This is a genomic window from Desertivirga brevis (assembly GCF_017355835.1).
This window is the reverse complement of record NZ_JAFEWF010000003.1, coordinates 276607-297608: the sequence shown is the minus strand read 5'-3', so window position 1 is coordinate 297608 and position 21002 is coordinate 276607. Positions and strand designations below refer to the sequence as shown.

General features: G+C 40.2%; 18 protein-coding genes. 2 read left to right on the top strand and 16 right to left on the bottom strand.

The window, feature by feature from the left end:
* Nucleotides 1–65: 65 nt before the first annotated feature.
* Nucleotides 66–1814, bottom strand: a complete 1749-nt coding sequence (locus J4N25_RS11735; RefSeq protein ID WP_207422391.1) for a bifunctional lysophospholipid acyltransferase family protein/GNAT family N-acetyltransferase — start codon at nucleotides 1812–1814, stop codon at nucleotides 66–68.
* A gap of 198 nt (nucleotides 1815–2012) precedes the next feature.
* On the opposite strand from J4N25_RS11735, the gene J4N25_RS11730 reads away from it, so the two are divergent.
* The gene (locus tag J4N25_RS11730) at nucleotides 2013–3008 is read left to right on the top strand and encodes a Gfo/Idh/MocA family protein (protein ID WP_207422390.1); all 996 of its coding nucleotides are present in this window, start codon (nucleotides 2013–2015) and stop codon (nucleotides 3006–3008) included.
* Nucleotides 3009–3115: 107 nt separating this feature from the next.
* On the opposite strand, the gene J4N25_RS11725 is transcribed toward J4N25_RS11730, so the two are convergent.
* From J4N25_RS11725 to rpsT, 10 genes are all read right to left on the bottom strand, one after another.
* Nucleotides 3116–4483 carry a beta-helix domain-containing protein gene (locus J4N25_RS11725; protein WP_207422389.1) on the bottom strand — a complete coding sequence of 456 codons (1368 nt, stop codon included), beginning with the start codon at nucleotides 4481–4483 and terminating at the stop codon, nucleotides 3116–3118.
* An 81-nt stretch (nucleotides 4484–4564) separates the two neighbouring features.
* Complete coding sequence (locus tag J4N25_RS11720) at nucleotides 4565–7423, bottom strand: TonB-dependent receptor (RefSeq protein ID WP_207422388.1); 2859 nt, start codon at nucleotides 7421–7423, stop codon at nucleotides 4565–4567.
* Nucleotides 7424–7543: 120 nt separating this feature from the next.
* Nucleotides 7544–7789: a hypothetical protein gene (locus J4N25_RS11715; RefSeq protein WP_207422387.1), complete on the bottom strand. Its 246-nt coding sequence runs from the start codon at nucleotides 7787–7789 to the stop codon at nucleotides 7544–7546.
* Nucleotides 7790–7839: 50 nt separating this feature from the next.
* On the bottom strand, nucleotides 7840–8325 hold the full coding sequence (locus tag J4N25_RS11710) for a DUF962 domain-containing protein (RefSeq protein ID WP_207422386.1): 486 nt from the start codon (nucleotides 8323–8325) through the stop codon (nucleotides 7840–7842).
* Between the two features lie 51 nt (nucleotides 8326–8376).
* Nucleotides 8377–9930 carry a ribonuclease Y gene (rny, locus tag J4N25_RS11705; protein ID WP_207422385.1) on the bottom strand — a complete coding sequence of 518 codons (1554 nt, stop codon included), beginning with the start codon at nucleotides 9928–9930 and terminating at the stop codon, nucleotides 8377–8379.
* 350 nt (nucleotides 9931–10280) lie between these two features.
* Nucleotides 10281–10571 (bottom strand): cell division protein ZapA, encoded by a 291-nt coding sequence (locus tag J4N25_RS11700; RefSeq protein ID WP_207422384.1) that lies wholly within the window; start codon nucleotides 10569–10571, stop codon nucleotides 10281–10283.
* A gap of 26 nt (nucleotides 10572–10597) precedes the next feature.
* A complete protein-coding gene (locus J4N25_RS11695; protein WP_207422383.1) occupies nucleotides 10598–10906 on the bottom strand; it encodes a coiled-coil domain-containing protein in 309 nt (102 codons plus the stop codon).
* Between the two features lie 73 nt (nucleotides 10907–10979).
* Nucleotides 10980–13379 (bottom strand): phenylalanine--tRNA ligase subunit beta, encoded by a 2400-nt coding sequence (gene pheT / locus J4N25_RS11690; protein WP_207422382.1) that lies wholly within the window; start codon nucleotides 13377–13379, stop codon nucleotides 10980–10982.
* A 66-nt stretch (nucleotides 13380–13445) separates the two neighbouring features.
* Nucleotides 13446–14144 (bottom strand): RadC family protein, encoded by a 699-nt coding sequence (radC, locus tag J4N25_RS11685; RefSeq protein WP_207422381.1) that lies wholly within the window; start codon nucleotides 14142–14144, stop codon nucleotides 13446–13448.
* 84 nt (nucleotides 14145–14228) lie between these two features.
* On the bottom strand, nucleotides 14229–14483 hold the full coding sequence (gene rpsT, locus J4N25_RS11680; protein WP_207422380.1) for a 30S ribosomal protein S20: 255 nt from the start codon (nucleotides 14481–14483) through the stop codon (nucleotides 14229–14231).
* Between the two features lie 138 nt (nucleotides 14484–14621).
* Here rpsT and J4N25_RS11675 point away from each other — a divergent pair, with 138 nt between their 5' ends.
* Nucleotides 14622–15587: a zinc dependent phospholipase C family protein gene (locus J4N25_RS11675; protein WP_207422379.1), complete on the top strand. Its 966-nt coding sequence runs from the start codon at nucleotides 14622–14624 to the stop codon at nucleotides 15585–15587.
* On the opposite strand, the gene J4N25_RS11670 is transcribed toward J4N25_RS11675, so the two are convergent.
* From J4N25_RS11670 to gldF, 5 genes are all read right to left on the bottom strand, one after another.
* Nucleotides 15584–16234, bottom strand: coding sequence for a DedA family protein (locus J4N25_RS11670; protein WP_207422378.1), 651 nt, complete (start codon nucleotides 16232–16234; stop codon nucleotides 15584–15586). The genes J4N25_RS11675 and J4N25_RS11670 overlap by 4 nt on opposite strands.
* Before the next feature lie 72 nt (nucleotides 16235–16306).
* Nucleotides 16307–17035, bottom strand: a complete 729-nt coding sequence (locus J4N25_RS11665; protein ID WP_207422377.1) for a DUF4397 domain-containing protein — start codon at nucleotides 17033–17035, stop codon at nucleotides 16307–16309.
* Between the two features lie 185 nt (nucleotides 17036–17220).
* On the bottom strand, nucleotides 17221–18345 hold the full coding sequence (gene dnaN / locus J4N25_RS11660; protein ID WP_207422376.1) for a DNA polymerase III subunit beta: 1125 nt from the start codon (nucleotides 18343–18345) through the stop codon (nucleotides 17221–17223).
* 172 nt (nucleotides 18346–18517) lie between these two features.
* Nucleotides 18518–20200: a gliding motility-associated ABC transporter substrate-binding protein GldG gene (gene gldG / locus J4N25_RS11655; RefSeq protein ID WP_207422375.1), complete on the bottom strand. Its 1683-nt coding sequence runs from the start codon at nucleotides 20198–20200 to the stop codon at nucleotides 18518–18520.
* Nucleotides 20194–20922, bottom strand: coding sequence for a gliding motility-associated ABC transporter permease subunit GldF (gene gldF, locus J4N25_RS11650; protein ID WP_207422374.1), 729 nt, complete (start codon nucleotides 20920–20922; stop codon nucleotides 20194–20196). The genes gldG and gldF overlap by 7 nt, the downstream gene beginning before the upstream one ends.
* Nucleotides 20923–21002: the final 80 nt, after the last annotated feature.

Genomic DNA, 21002 nt, shown 5'->3' with positions numbered 1-21002 from the left:
TTAAAAGAAGAGCTGGTGGGCCAAACCACAGCTCTTTTCTTTATAAACATCCATAAAAGCTAAACCTAACTATCTAGCTTGTTTAACATTTCCTTAGGGACCTTATCAAGATTCAAAACTAAAAATCCATCAAGACTGTCAGAAAATTTTGGATCAATATTAAAACAGATAATCTTTGCATTCAAACCAATGTATTGACGTAATAAAACAGGCATTTTACGATTAGCCTGCTCAAGGTCGGTTATCAGTGCATCTACATCCTTTAAAGATCTTTTATTCTCTAAAAGCAAGCTTCCGTTAATCTTAGAAAAATCAACCTTGAACTTCTTCCTTGGTTTAACGTACCTGGCTAATTGATTATCAAAATGATGATCAAGTATGTAATTCACCATAAGCGACTTTGAAAACTTAGAGAAGCTATTGCTTATACTTACCGGACCTATTAGATACCTATACTGAGGATGTTTTAACAAATACCCCATAATCCCCTTCCACAGCAGGAACAAAGGAAGAGGCTTCTGCTGATATTCTTTTCGTACCCACGACCGCCCCAGCTCCAAACTCTCTTTCAAAATTGGATTGAACTCCTTATCAACCTTAAATAACTCAGCCAGATAAAAGCCCTTTTTACCGTAGCTATAGAAAATCTCATCACCTTTTCCAATACGATATGCTCCTACGATCAGGCGGGCATTCTTATCCCAAATAAATAAGTGATTATAATAGATATCGTACCGGTCAACGTCGATCGACTTATTCGTGCCCTCTCCAATCTCTCTGAAAGTTACTTCTCTCAGACGACCAATTTCCCTTAGAATATTTGGAATTTTGTCTGACGGGGCAATGAAAACTTCATAGTTCTTTTCCTCACAAACCTTTAAAGTTTCAGATATAGATCCTACTTCCTTTTCTAGCAGAGGGGCAGGGACGGGACTAATAATATCGTCCACACGCTTCTTTATCTTGAATAACTGACTATCATTCAGGATCTTCTTCTGATTTTCTAAGCCTGCACCTAAAACATAGGTCCTCGCTCTCAAATAACTCAGCAGTTTGGTGGGACTACTGAAATCATTAATTTCCTCTTTAGATACAAGCTTCCCAATTCGCACCTTCACTACATGCCCTTTCTTATTAAAAAGTTCAGAGGGAAGCTTTGCTGTTCTAAGCATTGGATGGATCATTCCCAGAAGATTGAACAGAATTCCGTTCCCTCCATGAAAGTAAACCGGCAACACAGGAACATCAGCCTTGGCTACCAACTTTCCCACCACCGGATGCCATTGTTTATCAGTTACCTGCTGAACCTCTCTTTGAAAGGCAGATACCTCACCTGCAGGAAAAATTGCCAAAGGAACGCCGGCCCTCAACATGGTAAGCGAAAATTTAATACCACTTATACTGGTACCATTCTCAATATTTTCAAAAGGATTTACAGCAATCAGCTGCTTCCTGATATTCTCAATCTTGTTTAGGAGAAAGTTGGCCATGAGCCTTGTTTCAGGACGAACAGCTCCAAGCAATTTTAATAAAATAAGACCTTCAAGTCCACCGTAAGGATGATTTGCAATGGCAACAAAAGCACCCGACAAGGGGATATTCTTTAATTCATTCTTGTTAAAGTCCAGTTCGATATTAAGTATCTCTAAAATTTTATCGACGAATTCCAGTCCCTCAAGATGCTTCACCTGAGCAAGCAGACTATTAACCTCATTTATTTTTGTGACCTCCATTAAAAAGGAAGTAAGACCTGGAACAGGCACTTTATCGAGCTTTGTAGCTCTTGCAAATTCTTGTTCTGTAATAACTTTCATTAATTTCTAGGAGTCAGGATATAGAACGATTATTCAAAGATCAAGGTTAAGCTTTTCAGCTTCATACTATCTTCTCCGAATCTAAGGGCAGAATATTGCTGAGGTGTAAACCACGTGTTATGCTTTTGTAAAAAGAGATTTGAAAGTATGGGTTGATGAGATAAATCAGGAAGGCTATCTTCACACAAAATGATCTTTATGAAAAAAATTAAATGGGGAATTTTAAGTACTGCAAAAATAGGATTACAAAAAGTTATTCCTGCAATGCAGCAGAGCGAATACTGTGACATAGTAGCCATAGCTTCACGTGACGCAGCGAAGGCCCAGGAAGCTGCTGCAAAATTAAATATCCCTCTCGTTTACAGTAGCTATGAAGACCTGTTACTGAACGAAGAGATCGACGCGGTTTATATTCCACTGCCTAATCATATGCATGTACCGTACACAGAATTAGCCTTAAAGTACGGAAAACATGTTTTGTGCGAGAAACCTATTGCGCTTTCGGCAGCAGAAGCAGAAAGACTTGCAAACACTAAGGCTCAATATCCTCAACTAAAACTTGCAGAGGCTTTTATGTACCGCTTCCATCCCCAATGGAAAAGAGCAAAAGAGTTAGTGAAGCAAGGGGCTATCGGAGAAGTGAAAACGATCCAGGCTTTTTTCTCCTATTATAACGTGGATCCCAATAACATCCGGAATATAAAAGAAGCAGGAGGAGGAGGTTTGATGGATATAGGCTGTTATTGCATATCTCAGTCGCGATACATCCTGGATTCAGAACCCTCAAGAGTTCTCGGAGTAGTAGAATATGATTCGTCGACCCATACCGATCGTTTGGCCTCCGGAATCCTTGACTTCGGAAATGCTACTGCAACATTCACTTGCTCTACCCAACTAAACCCCTTCCAACGCTTCCACGTGCTCGGCACAAAAGGAAGTATAGAAATTGAAATTCCGGTTAACACACCTCCCGATGCTCCTGCAAAAATACTTCTTCATAAAGCAGGTCAGGCAACTGAAGAAATAGTGTTTGAGGCGGTCAATCAATATACTTTACAAGGAGATGCCTTCTCTAAAGCTATTATTGAGGGCAGAGAATTAGAGACAGATTTTGATGACGCAATTAATAACATGAAGATTATTGAAGCGATCGTTGAAAGCAATAAGAGTGGCAGGTGGGTTAATGTGATATGAGCTAGTATAGAATGAAATTATTCTTTTGAAGGTACTCCTTGTATACAAAAAGAGGCTGAACTCAATCTGAGAAAGCCTCTTTTTATTTATATTATGCCAGTTTGGGATTAATAACCACCACTAGCAGTTTTACTAAAATTGAAATCAGACCATCCTTGAGCCCAGTTTGAAGTTCCCATTGCTCCAGCATAGGTAACAACGTCAAATCCGCTAGCTAAATCAGTTCCAGCGAAGGAAGCTTTACCATTAGCTACTGAACCACTTGTTAGAGTTAATACAGGGTTATTTAAAGTAGCACTAGTAATTCCAGCACCTGCAACATTTGTTACAACAGCATTATTTTTACCAGCGAAATAGTTCGTTAAAGTTTGAACAGTATAAGTAGTAACGGTACCACTTAATGCGTAATTAGCAGCATTACCAAATACTATATTATTAGAAACAGATGAAGTATTAGCGCTTAAAGAAGCTGCTACATCTTCTACAACTTCAATTCCATTTGTTCTTGCTCCAACAAAGATTGAGTTCGCTAAAACAATTCTACTATTCAAACCTAAGTGAACTGTAGCTCCGTGCTTTACATTGCCATCAACACCAGGACCGATAAAAGTAAAGTTGGAAAGAACAGGTCTTGAGTAAAAATTATTTGCTACGGCAGCCTTGTTTTCTAACTCGATTCCTCTTGACGTTCCAGCTGCATCATAAATATTAGGATCCTTTATTGAAACTCCATATTGCAACTTACCGTCATAACCTTGGTCCATATCGAAATCATCATCCACGTTACTATAAGCAATTAGATATTTTGCATTAACTGTTCCACCAAAAAACTCAAATGCATCGTCGCCACCATATGATACTTGAACGTGATGTACCTCTGTACCGCTTCCAACTCCACAAAGAGTTAACCCATTTATTTCCTTATCGGTTTGGATAGCATAACCAGCAAACTCAATTCTAACATACTTAAAAACCCCTGAATTATCAGCAAGATTTGGATTTGCACCGCCACCGTAAACTGCTACTTCTGTACCTAACACACCACTTTCGTATTGTGCAGTACCTGTCGCAGTATTAACTTTAGAATTTCCACATATGATTATACCTGCCCAATCACCTGGTTTCCGCTCACCTACTGCCTTTTCAGAGGTAAAAACAACAGGCCTAGCTTCTGTACCATTTGCAAATATCTTTCCACCTCTTTCTATGATTAAAGCAGCTTTAGTTGAAGTTTGCCCCTTAATAACTGTTCCCGCAGGAATAGTAAGAGAGCCTCCACTTAATACGCGAACATAACCACTTAACGTATAAACAGTGTCAGCACTTAATGTTCTTGATCCTCTTATTTCACCTGAAATAGTTGCATTTCCTTTCACGATTGTTTCCTCGACATTATTGTCATCCTTACACGAGCCGAAACCTAATGCAGCCAGCATCACAGCAAAAGCGAAATTTTTAGATTTTTTGAAGTCCATTTTTTTAAGTAATTATTTGTTACAAAACTAGTTAACAGCCATTAGTGGCACTTTAAAATAAGATTAAGCTTATGTTAAGTATTAGAAGCTATATCCCACCGATAGTGAGAACGTTCTTCCGAATTGAATTGAATTTATTAACTGATCACCAGTTGAATACTGTTTATCCTTATCAAGATCCTGGTAATACACGTTGTCGCTATCAAAAATATTTGATACGTTCAATTTCACCTCGCCTCTTTGCCTCAAAATGCGCTTAGCAATTTGCAAATCAAGAATATTACGAGGAGCTTCATAAATGTCTGGGTAGTCCGCTTCAAACATTCCATTCTCTACTTTACCAAAGCCAACTACAGAAAGTCGTCTACCTATTCTATTATAGAGAAGACTTCCTTGCCAGCCAGATTTAGCAGAGCTATATTGAAGACCTGTATTAATCAAATAAGGGGATTGCCCTTGCAGAGGACGATTTGTCTCAACTGTTAAAATATCCTCAAAGTTCACTTGAGACTTCATAAAAGCTGTATTAGCATTAAATGTTAGATTCTTTAACAGATTCGAATTCTCGTTGATAAAGCCTAGACTGTGCCTAATCTCAAACTCCAGGCCATACACATCGGCTTTAGGAGCATTAGTATAAGTCATACCTTTACTAGCTGCACTCGAGCCAATAGTAACAATGCTTTCGATTGGATTATTTAAACGTTTATAAAAAGCTGAGACAGAAATAACCTGTCCTGCACTGGGATAATACTCAAAGCGAGTATCGTAGTTATTAATTCGGGTCCTTTTCAAGTTAACATTCCCGATTTTGACATTACCAGTTATAAAGTCATAGAAACTAAATGGTGCTAGCTCTCTAAATTGCGCTCTTGCAACAGTGTTAGAATAACTAAGACGTACGTTAGTTTTATCATTTAAACTATAAGTAGCATTCAATGACGGGAGGAAATCCAAGTAATTGTTGTCTACTTGTACTTTTCCGGCATTAGTTCGGCTATTCAGCTTCTCAATGTAGTTTTCAACTCTCAATCCCCATGCGATTTTCAAATTTTGTTTAAAACTGTTATTCAGCATAAAATAGGCTGAATTCAAATCTCCGCTTCCAGTATATTGATTATCGGGATTTGTGATATCTTCAATATAAAACTTATCAGGTCCTATATTTCTAGACGAAAACAATTCGTCTTGAGGAAGAGTAAGGAGACTTTGATCAGAAGAATTGTTTATATAACCCAAAACCCGAGCGTTAACTTCTCTATCCTTAAACTGCTTTAAAACTCCAATTTTGAGCACTTGAGATTCATCTGCGAGTTTAAATGGTAGAGTATAATTAAAAGACCCACCTAAAACGTTTTCTCCCAAGTCACTGTAAAAACGACCTGAGGTTGAGGCTGTAGCAACTAAGGGAACAGCAGCAGTAAATGGCACTGATGGATTATCCATGTCTGATGCTAACTTAGAATAGAATAATCTTTTTAGATCAGGTTGATCATTTGTTAAACGACTAAAGGAAAGGTTCCAATTAACCTTTGATTTACTTTTGGATGACACCAAATGATCTCCCTCCAAAACAGTATTAATTAAGCTTTTATCAACTGCCTCCTGCTGAGAAACTCTTCTAAATTCGGTTCTATTATCGTAAGCACCGTATCTATTTAAATAACTATCTTCGAATGATTTATTGTATAAAGTTTTTAAAGCAAGCTTACTGCCTTTAAAAGAATACGCAAGATTCGCTAAAACTCCTAGGTTACTCGAGAAATTATAGTATTTGTCACTATATTCAAACAAAGGGGCACTCGTTCTCGTACTCCAATTCACCTCGTTGTAATCATTACGAATTTCATTGGAAACCGTAGCACCAGTTCGATAAGTCGTAGAGAGAATAAAACCTAGTTTATTGTTATTTTTTGAAATGTAAGAATTTCCGAAAACTACTTGGAGGTTTTGAGTTGGAATTGCAGTGCCTTGGTCTCCAACGCCCCAGGTATTATTAAATTGGTTACTAAGGGAAGCTTTCGTTGCAGCAGGAAGGTTTGTGTATCTTTCAAGAGATTGAGGAAAACCAGAAGGCAAATTACGACTACTACTAGCAAATCCAAAACTTTCCAAAACGGACCTTTGTCTACCGTAAAATGGCTGGAAAGTAGATATAGAATTATAACCGACTCCATAATTAACAGTAAGAGTTTTATTGTCTGGGAAGTCCTTTGTCTTTACTTGAACCGCTCCTCCAGAAAAGTCGCCAGGAAGATCTGGGGTAGCAGTCTTGCTTATGATAACATTATCAATCAAGTTTGAAGGGATTGCATCGAAAGAAAAAGTCTTTCTGTCAGGTTCAGAACTAGGTAGTGGAGTATTGTTAATCATTGCTGAATTATAACGGTCACTTAATCCTCGAACAATAATAAACCTGTTATCCTGAACACTTGCACCACTTACCCTTTTTAATACTTCTCCAGTATTCCTATCTGGAGATTTTTTGATAACATCTGCAGACATCCCATCAGAAATTACTGCACTATTTTTTTGTTGCGCATATAATCCACTCACAGACTCCTGCTTTGCTGTAACAGTCACCACAACGGCTTTTAGCTGATTACTCCCCCCCTCTTCCATAAGAGTATTTAATGTCGTTACAACTCCCGCAGACACAGCTACATCAGAAATGGTCTTAGTAGCGTATCCCACATAACTAAACTGAACTGAATATTTGCCAGCGGCCAGGCCAGAAATTACATAGCGACCTTCTACGTCTGTAGATGCCCCTTTAGTTTGGCCGACTATTTTAACGTTGAGGCCGATCAGGGTTTCGCCGGTTTTCTTGTCGGTAACTTTACCAACAATCTTTCCAGTACCCTGGGCGAAAGTTTCAAGAGTAATTAACCCCAAAAAGAGAGCAAGGGTTAAGATTCTGAAAATTAGATTATTTTTCACTTTTGCTATATTTATTTACTGCAAAAGTATTATGGCAATGTTAGGGGTATGTTAGGTGTTAATTAAGGAAAGGTCAGACTTTTGTTAAGCTAATATTAACAACCAAAAAAGGGTAGGTTTTTAAACCCCTACCCTTCTGCCTTTATCGTTAACGACTGAACGTTCACTATCTGAGGTAAAGGCATCATATACATTCCATGCCCAAATCAATATTGGTACTATAAATGTCCAGGCAAAAAGGAAACCCAGAGTACCACCTACTATTATAATAAGGAGGCCCTTCACGAACTCACCCTTCACAATCTGTCCTACGCCCGGGATAATAGCTGAAATTATAGCCGGGACAATATATTTCGTGTTTTCCATAGCAATGTATTTTACTATATAGTATCAAATACGTTGCCATGCTTTGAGAATCAGAGCTTTAAACCTGTCTTTTTGAAAATCGAGTATATTAACCAGACAGGCGAAACTAGAATGTTTCTGGGACTTAAAGCCGAGCCTTCCTTTCCCGAAGCGAAATACTGCATTGCTATGCCAAACATAAAAACTACCAGGCAAACACTTCCCATAGCGGGACCACCGTTGTTCTGCACTTTCTCCAGCCCTACTATTCCCGCTGAAAATGCAAACACTAATAGCAATACACCATAAGATATAACAGGAGAAAGACGATAGTAATAGTAAATGCTAAATGCAATCACAAAAGATGCCCAGTTAACAAAGCCATTGAACTTGCCTAAAAATCCAAGTTGCGGAAATGGAATTGACCAGATCAAGCCTAGCAGCCCAAATAGCACTAAAGGGATTGCGAAGTATTGTAGTATAGGATTGGCATTAGACGAATTAGCGGGATACTCGCTGATAACTTTATCAATGGGACGAAGTTCTTTCTTGGCCATTAGAAAAAAAAAATTCCCTCTCCAGTTGGAGAGGGATGAATAGAATAGTTCTTATTTAGCGTAAGAAACAGATCTTGTTTCACGGATCACAGTCACTTTGATCTGTCCGGGATAAGTCATCTCTGTTTGGATACGGTTTGAAATATCTGCCGCCAGGATCTCTGCCTGTGCATCTGAAACGCGTTCACTCTCAACTACCACACGTAGCTCCCGACCTGCCTGGATGGCGAAAGTTTTCTCAACTCCAGGATAAGACAGCGCTAACTCTTCGAGCTCTTTTAAACGCTTAATATAACTCTCAACAACTTCCCTACGAGCACCAGGTCGTGCACCAGAAATAGCATCACAGGCCTGAACGATTGGAGAGATCATTGAGGTCATCTCGATCTCGTCGTGGTGAGCACCAATAGCGTTACATACCTCTGGATGCTCTTTGTATTTCTCAGCTAGCTGCATACCCAGGATAGCGTGAGGAAGTTCCGGGTTATCATCAGGAACTTTACCAATATCATGTAACAGACCGGCACGCTTAGCAAGCTTAACGTTCAAGCCCAGTTCAGAAGCCATTACAGCACAGAAATTAGCTACCTCACGAGAGTGTTGTAACAGGTTCTGGCCATAAGATGAGCGGTAACGCATACGTCCCACCATACGGATAAGCTCAGGATGCAAACCGTGAATACCAAGGTCAATAACTGTACGCTCACCAATCTCAACGATCTCTTCCTCGATCTGTTTCTTGGTTTTAGCAACCACTTCTTCGATACGAGCAGGGTGAATACGACCATCTGTAACCAAACGATGCAACGCTAAACGGGCAATTTCACGCCTAACGGGATCGAAACCAGATAAGATAATAGCCTCCGGAGTATCATCAACAATGATTTCAACGCCTGTAGCAGCTTCAAGAGCACGGATATTACGTCCTTCGCGACCGATCACGCGTCCTTTAATCTCGTCGTTCTCTATGTTAAAAATAGAAACAGTGTTTTCGATAGCAGACTCAGTGGCTGTACGCTGGATAGTTTGAATAACAACTTTCTTAGCTTCTTTAGTAGCTGTAAGCTTAGCCTCATCCACAATATCCTTAATCTGCATCATGGCTTTACTTCTTGCCTCCTCCCTTAAGGAATCAACAAGCTGATTTTTCGCCTCCTCGGCAGACAAACCCGCGATGGTCTCCAATTGCTGGATATGCTGATTCTTCAAATGCTCGATCTCGTCCTGTTTCTTTTGAGTAAGGTCAAGCTGCTTCTCTAGGTTCTTTTTCTGATTATCCAGCTCCTGCTCCTTACGGTTAACATTCTCCAGGCGCTGATTCAAAGATTGCTCCTTCTGTTTAATAGAATTCTCACGTTGGTTGAGTGTGTTGTTTTTCGCACTTACCTCCTGCTCATGCTCAGCCTTCATTTGAAGGAACTTTTCCTTCGCTTCAAGAAGCTTATTCTTCTTTAAGATCTCAGCATTATTTTCAGCGTCTTTTAAAATCTTCTTTACCTTATTCTGAGCTGCAATCTCCTGGTTCTTTAGCAGCTTTTGTAAGAGATACCTTCCTATCAGTACCCCGATAACCAGTCCAACAAAAATGTATAATACTACCTCCATATATATTTATAAAAAAATTGCCATGAGCTCCTGCAAACACAATACTATAGTAAGATTCGCAGCTTCTTAATGGCTATAAAAACAATTCATATTCAAAGAACGCGTATGAATTAGTATTCACAAGCGAGTATTCATAAAAAAACCGCAGTCAAAAATCCAGATCCCAGTATTTTAAAACTTCAGCAAACAAGTTTAGAGTATTAATCATAATCAGGTGGACGAAGCCAGATGATTTGCATTTTTTTAACTCTGCTGATATAGAAGCGTTAAGTTTTATAAAATAGTGAAACCTGAAAATTTAACTGCGGTTAAATCTTTAGTGCTCTTATGTATATTTAAAAGAACGTATATTACTTCTTAAAGAAATCGTCAAGCATTCGGTCTAATTGGTAAACTTTATCCGCTACATGGGTATCGTCTTCTACCATTTTCTTCTCTGCTGTTAGTGCAGCAGTGGCATAATGCAATACACTCATAGCAAGCAGATCTTGCTTATCCCTCACCTCATAATTTTCCTGATACTCCTTGATCCGGTCATTAATCAGTTTAGCTGCCCTCCTTATCACCTCTTCCTCTTCCATATCAACCTTTAAGGGGTAGATACGGTCAGCAATATTTATTTTTATTGAGATTTCTCCCATTATTGAGCTTTAGTTTCACAAATGTATTACTTTTTCAGTAATACTATGCACTTATCAATTTCCCGCACAAATTCGCTAATTTTTTGCTTTATGTCAAGAGCTTTTTCATTAGTGCCCTGCTTAGCAACCGCGATTTCCTCTAAAGAACGAGCTAATTTCAACGCCCTTGCTTTCTCTTCCAGGTCGGCAACCTTCGACTTCCCAGCCTCTAATGCAACCTGTAGCGACTGATTCTCAAGCCGAAGCAAATCATTCTCTTCTTTTAGAGAGTCGCACAATGCTATCAGTCGTTGTGTCTTATCAAGTACGTTATTTAACTGATCCGTTACAGCCATTTTTTTTAATGATTGAATGAATAAAGGATTGAATGAATGAATTATTCTATCATTCTCTCAATCTCTCCTTCTGTCATTTTCTAACCTCCGCTCCGAGTTCCTTTTCGAAATTACTGATTAATTTACTCATTACTGCATCGATCTGCTTGTCAGTTAGCGTTTTCTCTTCATCTTGAAGCAAAAAGCTCAAAGCATACGATTTTTTGCCTGCCGGTAGTTTATCACCCTCGTACACATCAAAAACATTCACTTCTTTCAACAACCCTCTTTCCGTCTTCTGCGCAAGCTGCTTCAATTGATTAAATGTTATATTCTGGTCGATCAACATCGACAGATCTCGCCTTACTGCCGGGATCTTGGCAACTTCCTGATAAACGATTTTGTTTTTGCGAATTGCTTTTAAAACTTCATCCCAATCAAAATCAGCATAGAAAACATCTTTATCTATATCTAGCTTCTTCAGTATACTCTTTGCAACAGCACCGAAATAAACGAGGGTTTTAGATCCTTTTTTATATTGAATCGCCTGCTGGAAATGGGTGTTCTCAAAATCCTCCTGAGACAAGCCTGGTATATTTAAACGCTTAACGATAGCATCAACAGCAGCTTTCAGATTATAGAAAGAACTCTGTTTTTTATCGTGATTCCATTGCTGAGACTGTTTCGCGCCGCTTAAGAATACCGCAAGCCTTGAGCTTTCAATAAACCCGGTTTCTGAAGTAGAGTAAACCTTTCCAAACTCGTATAACTTCAGATCCGCGTTTTTCCTGTTTTGGTTATAGGCAATAGCTTCCAAACCTGAGTATAGCATACTCTGACGCATAGTATCCAAATCACCACTTAGTGGATTCAATATTTTAACAGCTGTAGCCTCATTTTCGGTGTAGGCAGACTTTGTTAAACTGTTCGACAAAATTTCAGAGTAACCATTTGCCGAAAGCATATCGGCCACCTGATTCATCACCACTTCTTTATCCGGTTTAACGGCATAATTCAGGGAGGCACGGATTTGAGTTGGAATAGCAATGTTGTTGTATCCATAGATCCGAAGTATCTCCTCGATCACGTCTACCTCGCGTGTAACATCTACCTTGTAGGTTGGAACCTGAAGTTCCAGTCCTTCCGAGGTTTCGCCTAACAGTTCAATACCTAAAGCCTTTACAATATCTCTAATGGTTCCAACGGGGATTTCAGCGCCGATAAGACGTTTAACGTTCGAGTAGGCGATAGAAACTTTAAAAGGAGCAATAGGAGCCGGATAGAAATCAGCGATCTCTGAAGAGATTTCGCCTCCTGCTACTTCTTTGATCAACAACGCAGCCCTTTTTAATGCAAACACGGTGATCTCCGGATCTGTTCCTCTTTCAAAACGGAAGGAAGCATCCGTTTTCAAACCGTGTCTCTTCGCTGTTTTACGAACCGAAACAGAATTAAAATAAGCGCTTTCAAGGAATACAGATGTTGTACTTTCGGTCACTCCCGATTTAGTTCCGCCAAATACACCTGCAATACACATTGGTTCTTCAGCATTGCAGATCATCAGATCTTCTAATGAAAGCTTCCGCTCAACCTCATCAAGTGTGGTAAAAGGCGTTCCTTCTGCACAATTCTTCACAACTACTTTCCCGCCTGTAATATGATCCGCATCAAAGGCATGCAAGGGCTGACCAAGTTCATGAAGCACGTAGTTGGTTACATCGACGATATTATTAATGGTGCGAACACCAATAACCTTCAATTTATCTTTAAGCCAGTCTGGCGATTCCTTTACTTCAACACCAGTGATAGTCAAAGAGGAGTAACGGGGACAAGCCTGATCGTTTTCTACCGTTACCGGAATAGGTCTATGAAGGTTATCCGGTTTGAAACCCGCCACTTCAGGAAGGGTTATCGTAGTTCTTAAATAAGCGGCCAGATCCCGAGCAACACCTAAGTGTGACGCTGCATCAGCACGATTCGGGGTTAAGCCTATCTCAAACAGAAAATCATCCTTAACTCCAAAATAATCTTTTACTGCTGTTCCCACTACAGCGTTCTCATCCAATACCAGGATACCTGCATGAGAATTCCCCAAGCCTACCTCATCTTCTCCACACAACATTCCTTCCGAAACCTCGCCTCTGATCTTTGATTTATTGATCTTAAAGGGATCGCCATTTGTAGGATGCACTGTAGTTCCAACAGTTGCTACCACTACTTTTTGTCCCGCAGCTACGTTTGGTGCCCCGCAAACAACAGCAAGGTCTTGTCCAAGGCCTATATCTACTTTAGTTACTCTCAGCCGGTCTGCATTAGGATGTTGTCCACATTCTTTAACATAACCAACCACAAGCCCTTCAAGTCCACCCGGGATAGTTTGCACTTTTTCCAGGCTCTCTACCTCAAGACCAATGGCGGTAAGGATCTGAGATATTTCCTCAGGCGTTTTTTCAGTATTTATGAACTGTGTTAACCAGTTGTAGGATATCTTCATTATATGCTATAAAGGTAATTGCGGCAAAGATAGGAAAAAGATAAAGCTGCCCAACCCAAGCGATCCTTAAATTATCCCCTCATCCGCGAAGCTCAAATAAGCCGTGTCGGTAAAGATTAAATGATCCAAAACTGAAATATCGAGCAAGTTCCCTCCCTCACGAAGCTTCCTGGTTAAATTCACGTCGGCCTGGCTTGGCTTTAAATTTCCCGAAGGATGGTTATGGGCAAGGATTATGGAAGCAGCATTGTTCTCCAGCGCAGTTTTGTATATGATCTTGGGATCGGCGATAGTGCCTGCCTGACCACCCTTGCTGATCAAATGCTGAGAAATAACTATGTTCGCCCTGTTGAGCAGAAGTATCCAGAATTCTTCGTGATTAAGATCGCGAAATTGCCGGTGAAGCAGGTTAAAAATATCTCTGCTACAGGTGATAGCTGGATTTTTAGGTTTATCAGAATCTCTTCTCCTCCTGCCAAGCTCTAAGGCCGCGATGATCGTTATAGCTTTCGCTTCGCCTATCCCTTTAAACTTGGATAACTCCGTTACAGAAAGCCTCCCTAATTTTTCAAGATCATTATCTAAAGAATGAAGAATTCGTTTACTAAGTTCAACTGCTGTTTCCTCTCTGCTTCCCGATCCGATTAGGATTGCAATCAGCTCTGCATCTGTTAAACTTCTTCTGCCCTGAGAAAGCAGTTTTTCCCGGGGACGATCTTCCTCTGCCCAGGATTTAATTGTGATCTTTTGACTATAAGGTTCCATAGTAAAGTTAAAACTATAAAAACCTTTATAAAAAACAAAAAGGGATGCAGAACATCCCTTTCCTAACTTATAATAAAGAATATCTTAAGCTAAGCTGTTAACAAATTTAGTTAACTTCGATTTGTTGTTAGCAGCTTTATTTTTGTGGATTACATTTTTCTTTGCAAGGCGATCAAGCATTGACGAAACTTTAGCTAAAAGTGGAGTTGCCTCTGTTTTAGATGTAGTTCCACGTAATTTCTTAATTGCGTTACGTGTAGTTTTCGCCTGGTAGCGGTTACGTAAGCGCTTAGTAGCATTCGCTCTGATTCTCTTAATCGCTGATTTATGATTTGCCATTTGTAAGCTTTTTAACTTCTATTTTTTCGGACTGCAAATATAGGATGATCTATTTTAACTACAAAACTTTTATTTAAAATTTTCTCCTTTATTTCTGCAGCTAATGTATTAACTTCAAGCACCTTATTACTTCAACAGATGTTCAGGAAAACCTTAATCCTTTTGCCTCTCATTGCAATCACCCTGCTTTTCGGCTCCTGGGGATTTTTTGCACACAGAAAAATCAATCATCTGGCAGTGTTTACTTTACCACAGCCAATGGTCCGGTTTTATAAAAACAACATTTCATACGTCACCGAACACGCCAGCGACCCAGATAAGCGCCGGTATATTGATCCCGCTGAAGCTCCTCGTCATTATCTCGACTCAGACCACTACGGTATCTCACCTTTCGATAGTTTACCTGAAAGATGGAACGATGCCGTGAAAAAGTACACCCTCGACACCTTGAAAGAACATGGACTGCTTCCATGGCAAATACAACGAACCTACGGGTCGCTTACTAAAGCTTTTAAGGATCGGGATTCCGTTAAAATACTTAAATACTCCTCCGATCTGGGACACTACATAGCCGACGCACATGTTCCTTTGCATACCACCCAAAATCATAACGGCCAGCTTACAAATCAAGTGGGCATTCATGCCTTTTGGGAAAGTAGGTTGCCTGAACTCTTTTCGGGTGACTATGACTTCTTCACAGGAAGGGCAGTATATATAGAAGACCCATTGAAAGAAGCCTGGAAAATAATAAAACACACATTTAGTTTAAAAGACTCGGTACTTCTAGTGGAAGCACGCCTCGTCAAAAACTTCCCTTCAGACCGGAAATACTCTTACTTCAATAGAAATGGGAAGGCACTTAAACAATATTCTGAGGAGTACGCGGAAGAATACCACAAGCTTTTAGACGGCATGGTTGAACACCAGATGCGTAATTCTATACTTTCTATCGGAAGTTACTGGTACTCGGCCTGGATAGACGCCGGGCAGCCAGAACTCTCAAGGTTTAAACTAAGCACCTCAGCTATAATAGAAAAAGACAGCCTCGAAAAAGCTGAAGCCCTTTACAAAGAAAATGAAGCAATGGGCCGGCCGGAATATTAAACGGCAGGCTTCTTCATTTTAGCAGAGACAGCAGCATAGACCGGAGGGATCACCGAGATCAATATAATAGCAAATACTACAAGTGTGAAGTTTTCTTTCACTACTGGAATATTACCAAATGCATAGCCCAGGCCTAAGAAGCTGATGATCCAAAAGATACCACCAATAATATTATACATGGTAAAACGATGGAAAGGCATATGTCCTACTCCGGCAACAAAAGGAGCAACGGTACGGATAATAGGCAGGAACCGGCTAAACATAACCGCCTTACCGCCATGTTTATTAAAGAAGGCTGAGGTTTGTTGATAATATTCCACCTTCAGGATCTTATTTCCTGGCTTGAATACTCTGAGGCCAATTGATCTACCCATGAAATAGTTAACTGCGTCGCCAGTGATTGCGGCAACGATTAAGATAACACCCATTAGGTAAATATCCAAACCTGTATCGCCAGTGGCAATTAATGCCCCCGCAGCAAAAAGCAATGAGTCTCCGGGAAGGAATGGAGTTACAACAAAACCTGTTTCGGCAAAGATGATCAGGAAAAGAATTAAATAGGTCCAGGTTTTATATTCGCTTACAATATCAACAAGATGTTTATCAATATGTAGAATAAAGTCGATGATAGATTGGATAACTTCCAAGGCAATTTGTTTTGGTATCGCCCAAAAATAGGAATATCAGTTCAAGTCTGATACCCCTATTTGTATTTTTAATTATTTATTAACGATCATCTGCAATCCGTAGGCTCCGGTTGCTCCACTTGCCCAGATCGTATAGATCTTTCCGCCTTCTATATTTAAAGCTGCAGAAGTAGCTCTTACGTTGCTTGTACCTGCATCTCTAGCCTGGAAAGTTAAAGACTGCCCTGGATTTACTTCCATGAAGTCGGTGTACGTATTATAGGCCTTATTAGTAAAGATTGGTTGACCACCTAGAGCCAGATCAAGTGCTGTTGCCGACCTTGACAGGTTAACAAACCTCACTTTAGCCTTACCCGCAGATGGTGCAGAAAGATTATCAGTAGTTACAATGGCAAAAGCTGAGTCGACGGTAGGACTTTTGGTAGTGATGAAAAACGAATAAGTCTCATTCGCTTTAAATTCCATATTTCCGCCTAAAACTTGCTGCGTGGTCCCACCCAGACCTACCTGAATGTAATAAGCCCCTGAATAAAGACCGAAATAAGGAGTTCCTGTATAACGGGTCGAGCTTTCTGTAAACTGCAGCGCCTGGGTAGTTTTGACACCCCCAATGTAAAAATCTAAAGGTGTGGCCGGATACTGGGGCGAGGAGTGAACAAACGTAATAAAAGACAGATCCGGGCTAACTACTTCATCATCGTCTTTCCTACAGGACGAAAGGACAGAAACAAAAAGTAGCGCTAATAAAGTTACTAAAAAATATCCTTGATTTTTTCTAGATCGTAAAGGTATGTTATTCATCGTGTTGAAGCATTAGTTAGAGAGATTAGTATTAACAAAAGTCTCGCCAAAATCCCGTTCTAATATACCTTACCTGAACTATTATTGCAAGTGCTTGAGATTACCCTAAAAAAAGGATCCCCAGGTGGATAAACCCGGGGATCCTTTTTTTATATTAATAATAGATCGTACTAAATCTTACACAGCTATGCATAGCTATTAAGCATCACCGGCATTACCAGCATAAGAACATCTTCGCGCTCATCATTGGTCTGCGGAATTAACAGTCCTGCGCGATTAGGTGTACTCATTTGCAAGGTAACTTCTTCCCCGCTCAGGTTATTCAGCATCTCGATCAGGAAACGCGCATTAAAGCCGATCTCCATATCTTCGCCCTCATACTGACAGCTTAAACGCTCATGCGCTTCGTTAGAAAAGTCGATATCTTCAGAGGAAATATTCAATTCGCTTCCTGTGATCTTCAAACGCACCTGATGGGTAGTTTTATTAGCGAAGATAACCACACGGCGCAGCGAGTTTAAGAACAACGCTCTGTCGATACTTAACTGATTGGTATTGTTCTGTGGGATTACGGCTTCATAATCAGGGTACCTCTCGTCGATAAGGCGACAAATAAGGTTGATATTTCCAAAGCGGAAGAACGCACTTGTTGAATTATACTCTACAGAAACATTCACGTCATCTGAAGGAAGTGAGGACTTCAAAAGGGTAAGGGCTTTCTTAGGCAGGATAAACGAGGTGTTCGTCTCCGACCGCGCATCTTTTCTTCTGTAGCGAACCAGTTTATGAGCATCAGTAGAAACAAAAGTAAGATGCTGAGGAGTTAACTGACAGTACACACCGGTCATAGCAGGTCTCAACTCATCATTACTTACAGCAAAGATTGTTTTGTTGATAGCCTCTGATAGTACAGATGCTGGAAGATTTACGGCTGAAGCATTTTCAACAGTTGGGATCTTAGGAAAATCATCACCGTTTTCTCCGCTTAGTTTATATTTCCCATCTCCTGCGTTAATCTCAATAGCGAAAGTTGTTTCATCGATATTGAAAGCAATCGGCTGATCGGGAAGAGTCTTCAGCGTTTCCATCAGAATTTTAGCAGGGATAGCGATTTTACCCTCCTCTTTCGACTCTACAGGCAAAGAAGTGGTCATGCTAGTTTGCAGGTCTGTAGCTGAAATAGTTAAAATCCCATCTCTGATTTCAAAAAGAAAGTTTTCGAGTATCGGCAAAACAGTGCTACTGCTTGATGCTCCGTTAACTGCCTGCAACTGCTTCAATAAAGTCGACGTCGAAACGATGAATCTCATATAATTGATATCTTAAAAATCTGAATTAATGCGACTGTTACTTAATGGACATAACAGCGAAGACCAAAAATAGAAAAAGCTAAACCATACAGGAAAGAAAAATCCTAACATTCTAAAATATAGTGTGGAAAAGCAGATTATAAAGGTAATATCTCCTTTGAAGCACAAAATCTTAAGAAGCGTATTTCCGTTTTCGGTAATACTGCCCTCCCAGCGCAAATAACAGTAACAGTATTAGCGGAAGTACGATATTCATTGCCTGCCAAAAAGCCTTTTCTGATTTAATTCGTGCGCGATCAAGCAGCCGCACTTTAATTTCTTTGTTACGGAGCTCAATAATTCCGCTTTCATCTGTAAGGAAGTCGGCAATGTTTAACAAGAAATTCTTATTTCCATACTGTTTCTGGGAGTACCTGTCATATCCGAGAGGAAAGTGCGAGCCATCTTGTGAACTAACTTGATTTTTAAGGATGTCGCCGTCAGAAACCACGATGATCTTGGTAGGCTTACTTCTTTCGGGAAGATTATGCCCTGCTTCCACACCCTCAGGAAGTGGACGATTCGCGAAGTTCGATGAAAAAGAACCCTCGAGAAGTACTCCTACCGGCTTCGGTTGACTCCTGAACGCTCTGGGGTCAGGTTCCTCTGCAGCCATTTGTAAGGAGATCAGGTTCGGTGTTTTTAAGGTCCGGTTAAAGGGCGAACTTGCTAACACAATCGTCTTTTTCAAGCCTTTTACAGCGATAGTATCAATTGTGCTGGCGAACTCACTGCGGATACCATCCAGGTTCTTCACAAGCGGGTGTTTAGATACAGGAACAAAGATCGGATAAAAAAGCCATGGCACCATTTGCAGCTGCGCCTGTCCTCCTACATTGCCTATGTTAAGCGGGATTTGGGAGCAACTCATATCAGCGATCAGATCATAGTTAATTCTAACACCATACTTGAAAAGCATATCATCTAGGTTTAACTTTTTTGGAAAAGCTAGCTGGCTTCCAGCACCTCTAAGGCTATCCAATTCGGCATTAACGTTATCAAGAGCAAAAAATACGCGGCAACCGTTCATCAGCAAATAATCGATTTTATACTTCTCTGCTTCAGAAAACTCTTTGTCGGGCTTAGGCACTATAAGAACCTTCAGTTTTGCAAGTCCTTCGAATGTAATGCTTTTAAGATCTACCCGGCCTACTTCATAACCAGACTGCAGGGCATTCATTGCATCGGCCAACTGCAGGTCGTTCAACTCCCTGTGCCCCTCAGTGAAACCAATTCTCGGCTTTCCTCCACTGGTCACTTTTCTTATTGCACTTGTAAAAGCATACTCCAGGTTCTGGATAGAATTATTAAGTACTTGCTCTGGTGGTAAGCCCTCCCTGTTTTGAAAAAGGCTAACCGGCATTTGCCTGCCCTGATAGGTGATTAAAGCTGAGGGAAAAATGATCTTTTGTGTCAGGCCTTCCTCAGTCTTCACACTAAGATTAGTTGGTTCAAGCCCTTTAGCAAGCAAGTCTTGATAAGCATTTTGTTGCTCTTGCTCATTTCCTGTTAAGGGATTAACAAAGTCGAACCGAAGCCGGCCATTGGAATAAGACTTGTAATCAGAAAGCAATTCGCGTGTCGAGTTCCTTAATCGCTTGAACGCTGAAGGAAAATCACCTTCAAGGTAAACCGTTACCAGGATATCGTCATTTAGATTACTGAGTTCGTTACGAGTGATATCAGAAAGCGTGTACCTCTTTTCGGCGGTAAAATCGAATCGTGTATAAAGAAAAGAAGACAGGACGTTAACGACGATTAAGCCCAGACCAAATGCAGCCAGATAACTTAGATCTTTTTTCTTTCTGTTTACCATTTTCTACCTCCTAAGATCGTTTTCGTTATCACGAGAAAGATTGCAATAAAACTTAGAAAATAAACAAGATCGCGGGTGTCAAGTACTCCCCTGCTTATCGACTCATAATGTTCATTGATCCCTATGGCTGTTATATAGGTCTCGACCGACTGTAACGACAGGAGCCTGCTAATTGAATCGAAACCACTAAAGGCTATAAAGCTTAGAAAAACAGCTATAGTAAAAGCTATGATTTGATTTTTTGAAAGCGACGAGGAAAAGATCCCTATTGCAACGAATGATGCGCCCAACAGGAACAAACCTATATAAGATCCAATTACTGCGCCTGTATCAATATTTCCCTGTGGAGTTCCTAATTGATAAACAGTGATATAGTAGATCAAGGTAGGTAATAGGGCGAAAAGGACTATTAAAAGGCAGGCAAAATATTTGCCCAGCACAATTTGCCAGTCCGTCAAAGGCCGGGTTGCGAGCAACTCGAATGTACCTTCTTTCCTTTCCTCCGCTAAGGAACGCATTGTAATGGCGGGTATAAGGAACATAAATACATAGGGTGCAGTACTGAAAAGACTATCTAGACCAGCATAACCGTACTCGAGGATACTGGAATCTGGAAATACCCAAAGGAATAGTCCCATCACCAATAAAAAGACACCTATAGTGATATAAGCCACAAGGGAACTGAAAAAACTACCGATCTCTTTATTGAAAACTGAAAGCATAATAGATTGCCGAAAGTAGTAACAAATATTTCGTTAAACAATAACTGTAGCGGCTAATGCTTCAAAAGCACGACCATCAA

Coding starts and splice junctions, on each gene's coding strand:
- J4N25_RS11735 (WP_207422391.1), bottom strand. CDS start 1,814: ATGAAAGTTATTACAGAACAAGAATTTGCAAGAGCTACAAAGCTCGAT.
- J4N25_RS11730 (WP_207422390.1), top strand. CDS start 2,013: ATGAAAAAAATTAAATGGGGAATTTTAAGTACTGCAAAAATAGGATTA.
- J4N25_RS11725 (WP_207422389.1), bottom strand. CDS start 4,483: ATGGACTTCAAAAAATCTAAAAATTTCGCTTTTGCTGTGATGCTGGCT.
- J4N25_RS11715 (WP_207422387.1), bottom strand. CDS start 7,789: ATGGAAAACACGAAATATATTGTCCCGGCTATAATTTCAGCTATTATC.
- J4N25_RS11710 (WP_207422386.1), bottom strand. CDS start 8,325: ATGGCCAAGAAAGAACTTCGTCCCATTGATAAAGTTATCAGCGAGTAT.
- rny (WP_207422385.1), bottom strand. CDS start 9,930: ATGGAGGTAGTATTATACATTTTTGTTGGACTGGTTATCGGGGTACTG.
- J4N25_RS11700 (WP_207422384.1), bottom strand. CDS start 10,571: ATGGGAGAAATCTCAATAAAAATAAATATTGCTGACCGTATCTACCCC.
- J4N25_RS11695 (WP_207422383.1), bottom strand. CDS start 10,906: ATGGCTGTAACGGATCAGTTAAATAACGTACTTGATAAGACACAACGA.
- pheT (WP_207422382.1), bottom strand. CDS start 13,379: ATGAAGATATCCTACAACTGGTTAACACAGTTCATAAATACTGAAAAA.
- radC (WP_207422381.1), bottom strand. CDS start 14,144: ATGGAACCTTATAGTCAAAAGATCACAATTAAATCCTGGGCAGAGGAA.
- rpsT (WP_207422380.1), bottom strand. CDS start 14,483: ATGGCAAATCATAAATCAGCGATTAAGAGAATCAGAGCGAATGCTACT.
- J4N25_RS11675 (WP_207422379.1), top strand. CDS start 14,622: ATGTTCAGGAAAACCTTAATCCTTTTGCCTCTCATTGCAATCACCCTG.
- J4N25_RS11665 (WP_207422377.1), bottom strand. CDS start 17,035: ATGAATAACATACCTTTACGATCTAGAAAAAATCAAGGATATTTTTTA.
- dnaN (WP_207422376.1), bottom strand. CDS start 18,345: ATGAGATTCATCGTTTCGACGTCGACTTTATTGAAGCAGTTGCAGGCA.
- gldG (WP_207422375.1), bottom strand. CDS start 20,200: ATGGTAAACAGAAAGAAAAAAGATCTAAGTTATCTGGCTGCATTTGGT.
- gldF (WP_207422374.1), bottom strand. CDS start 20,922: ATGCTTTCAGTTTTCAATAAAGAGATCGGTAGTTTTTTCAGTTCCCTT.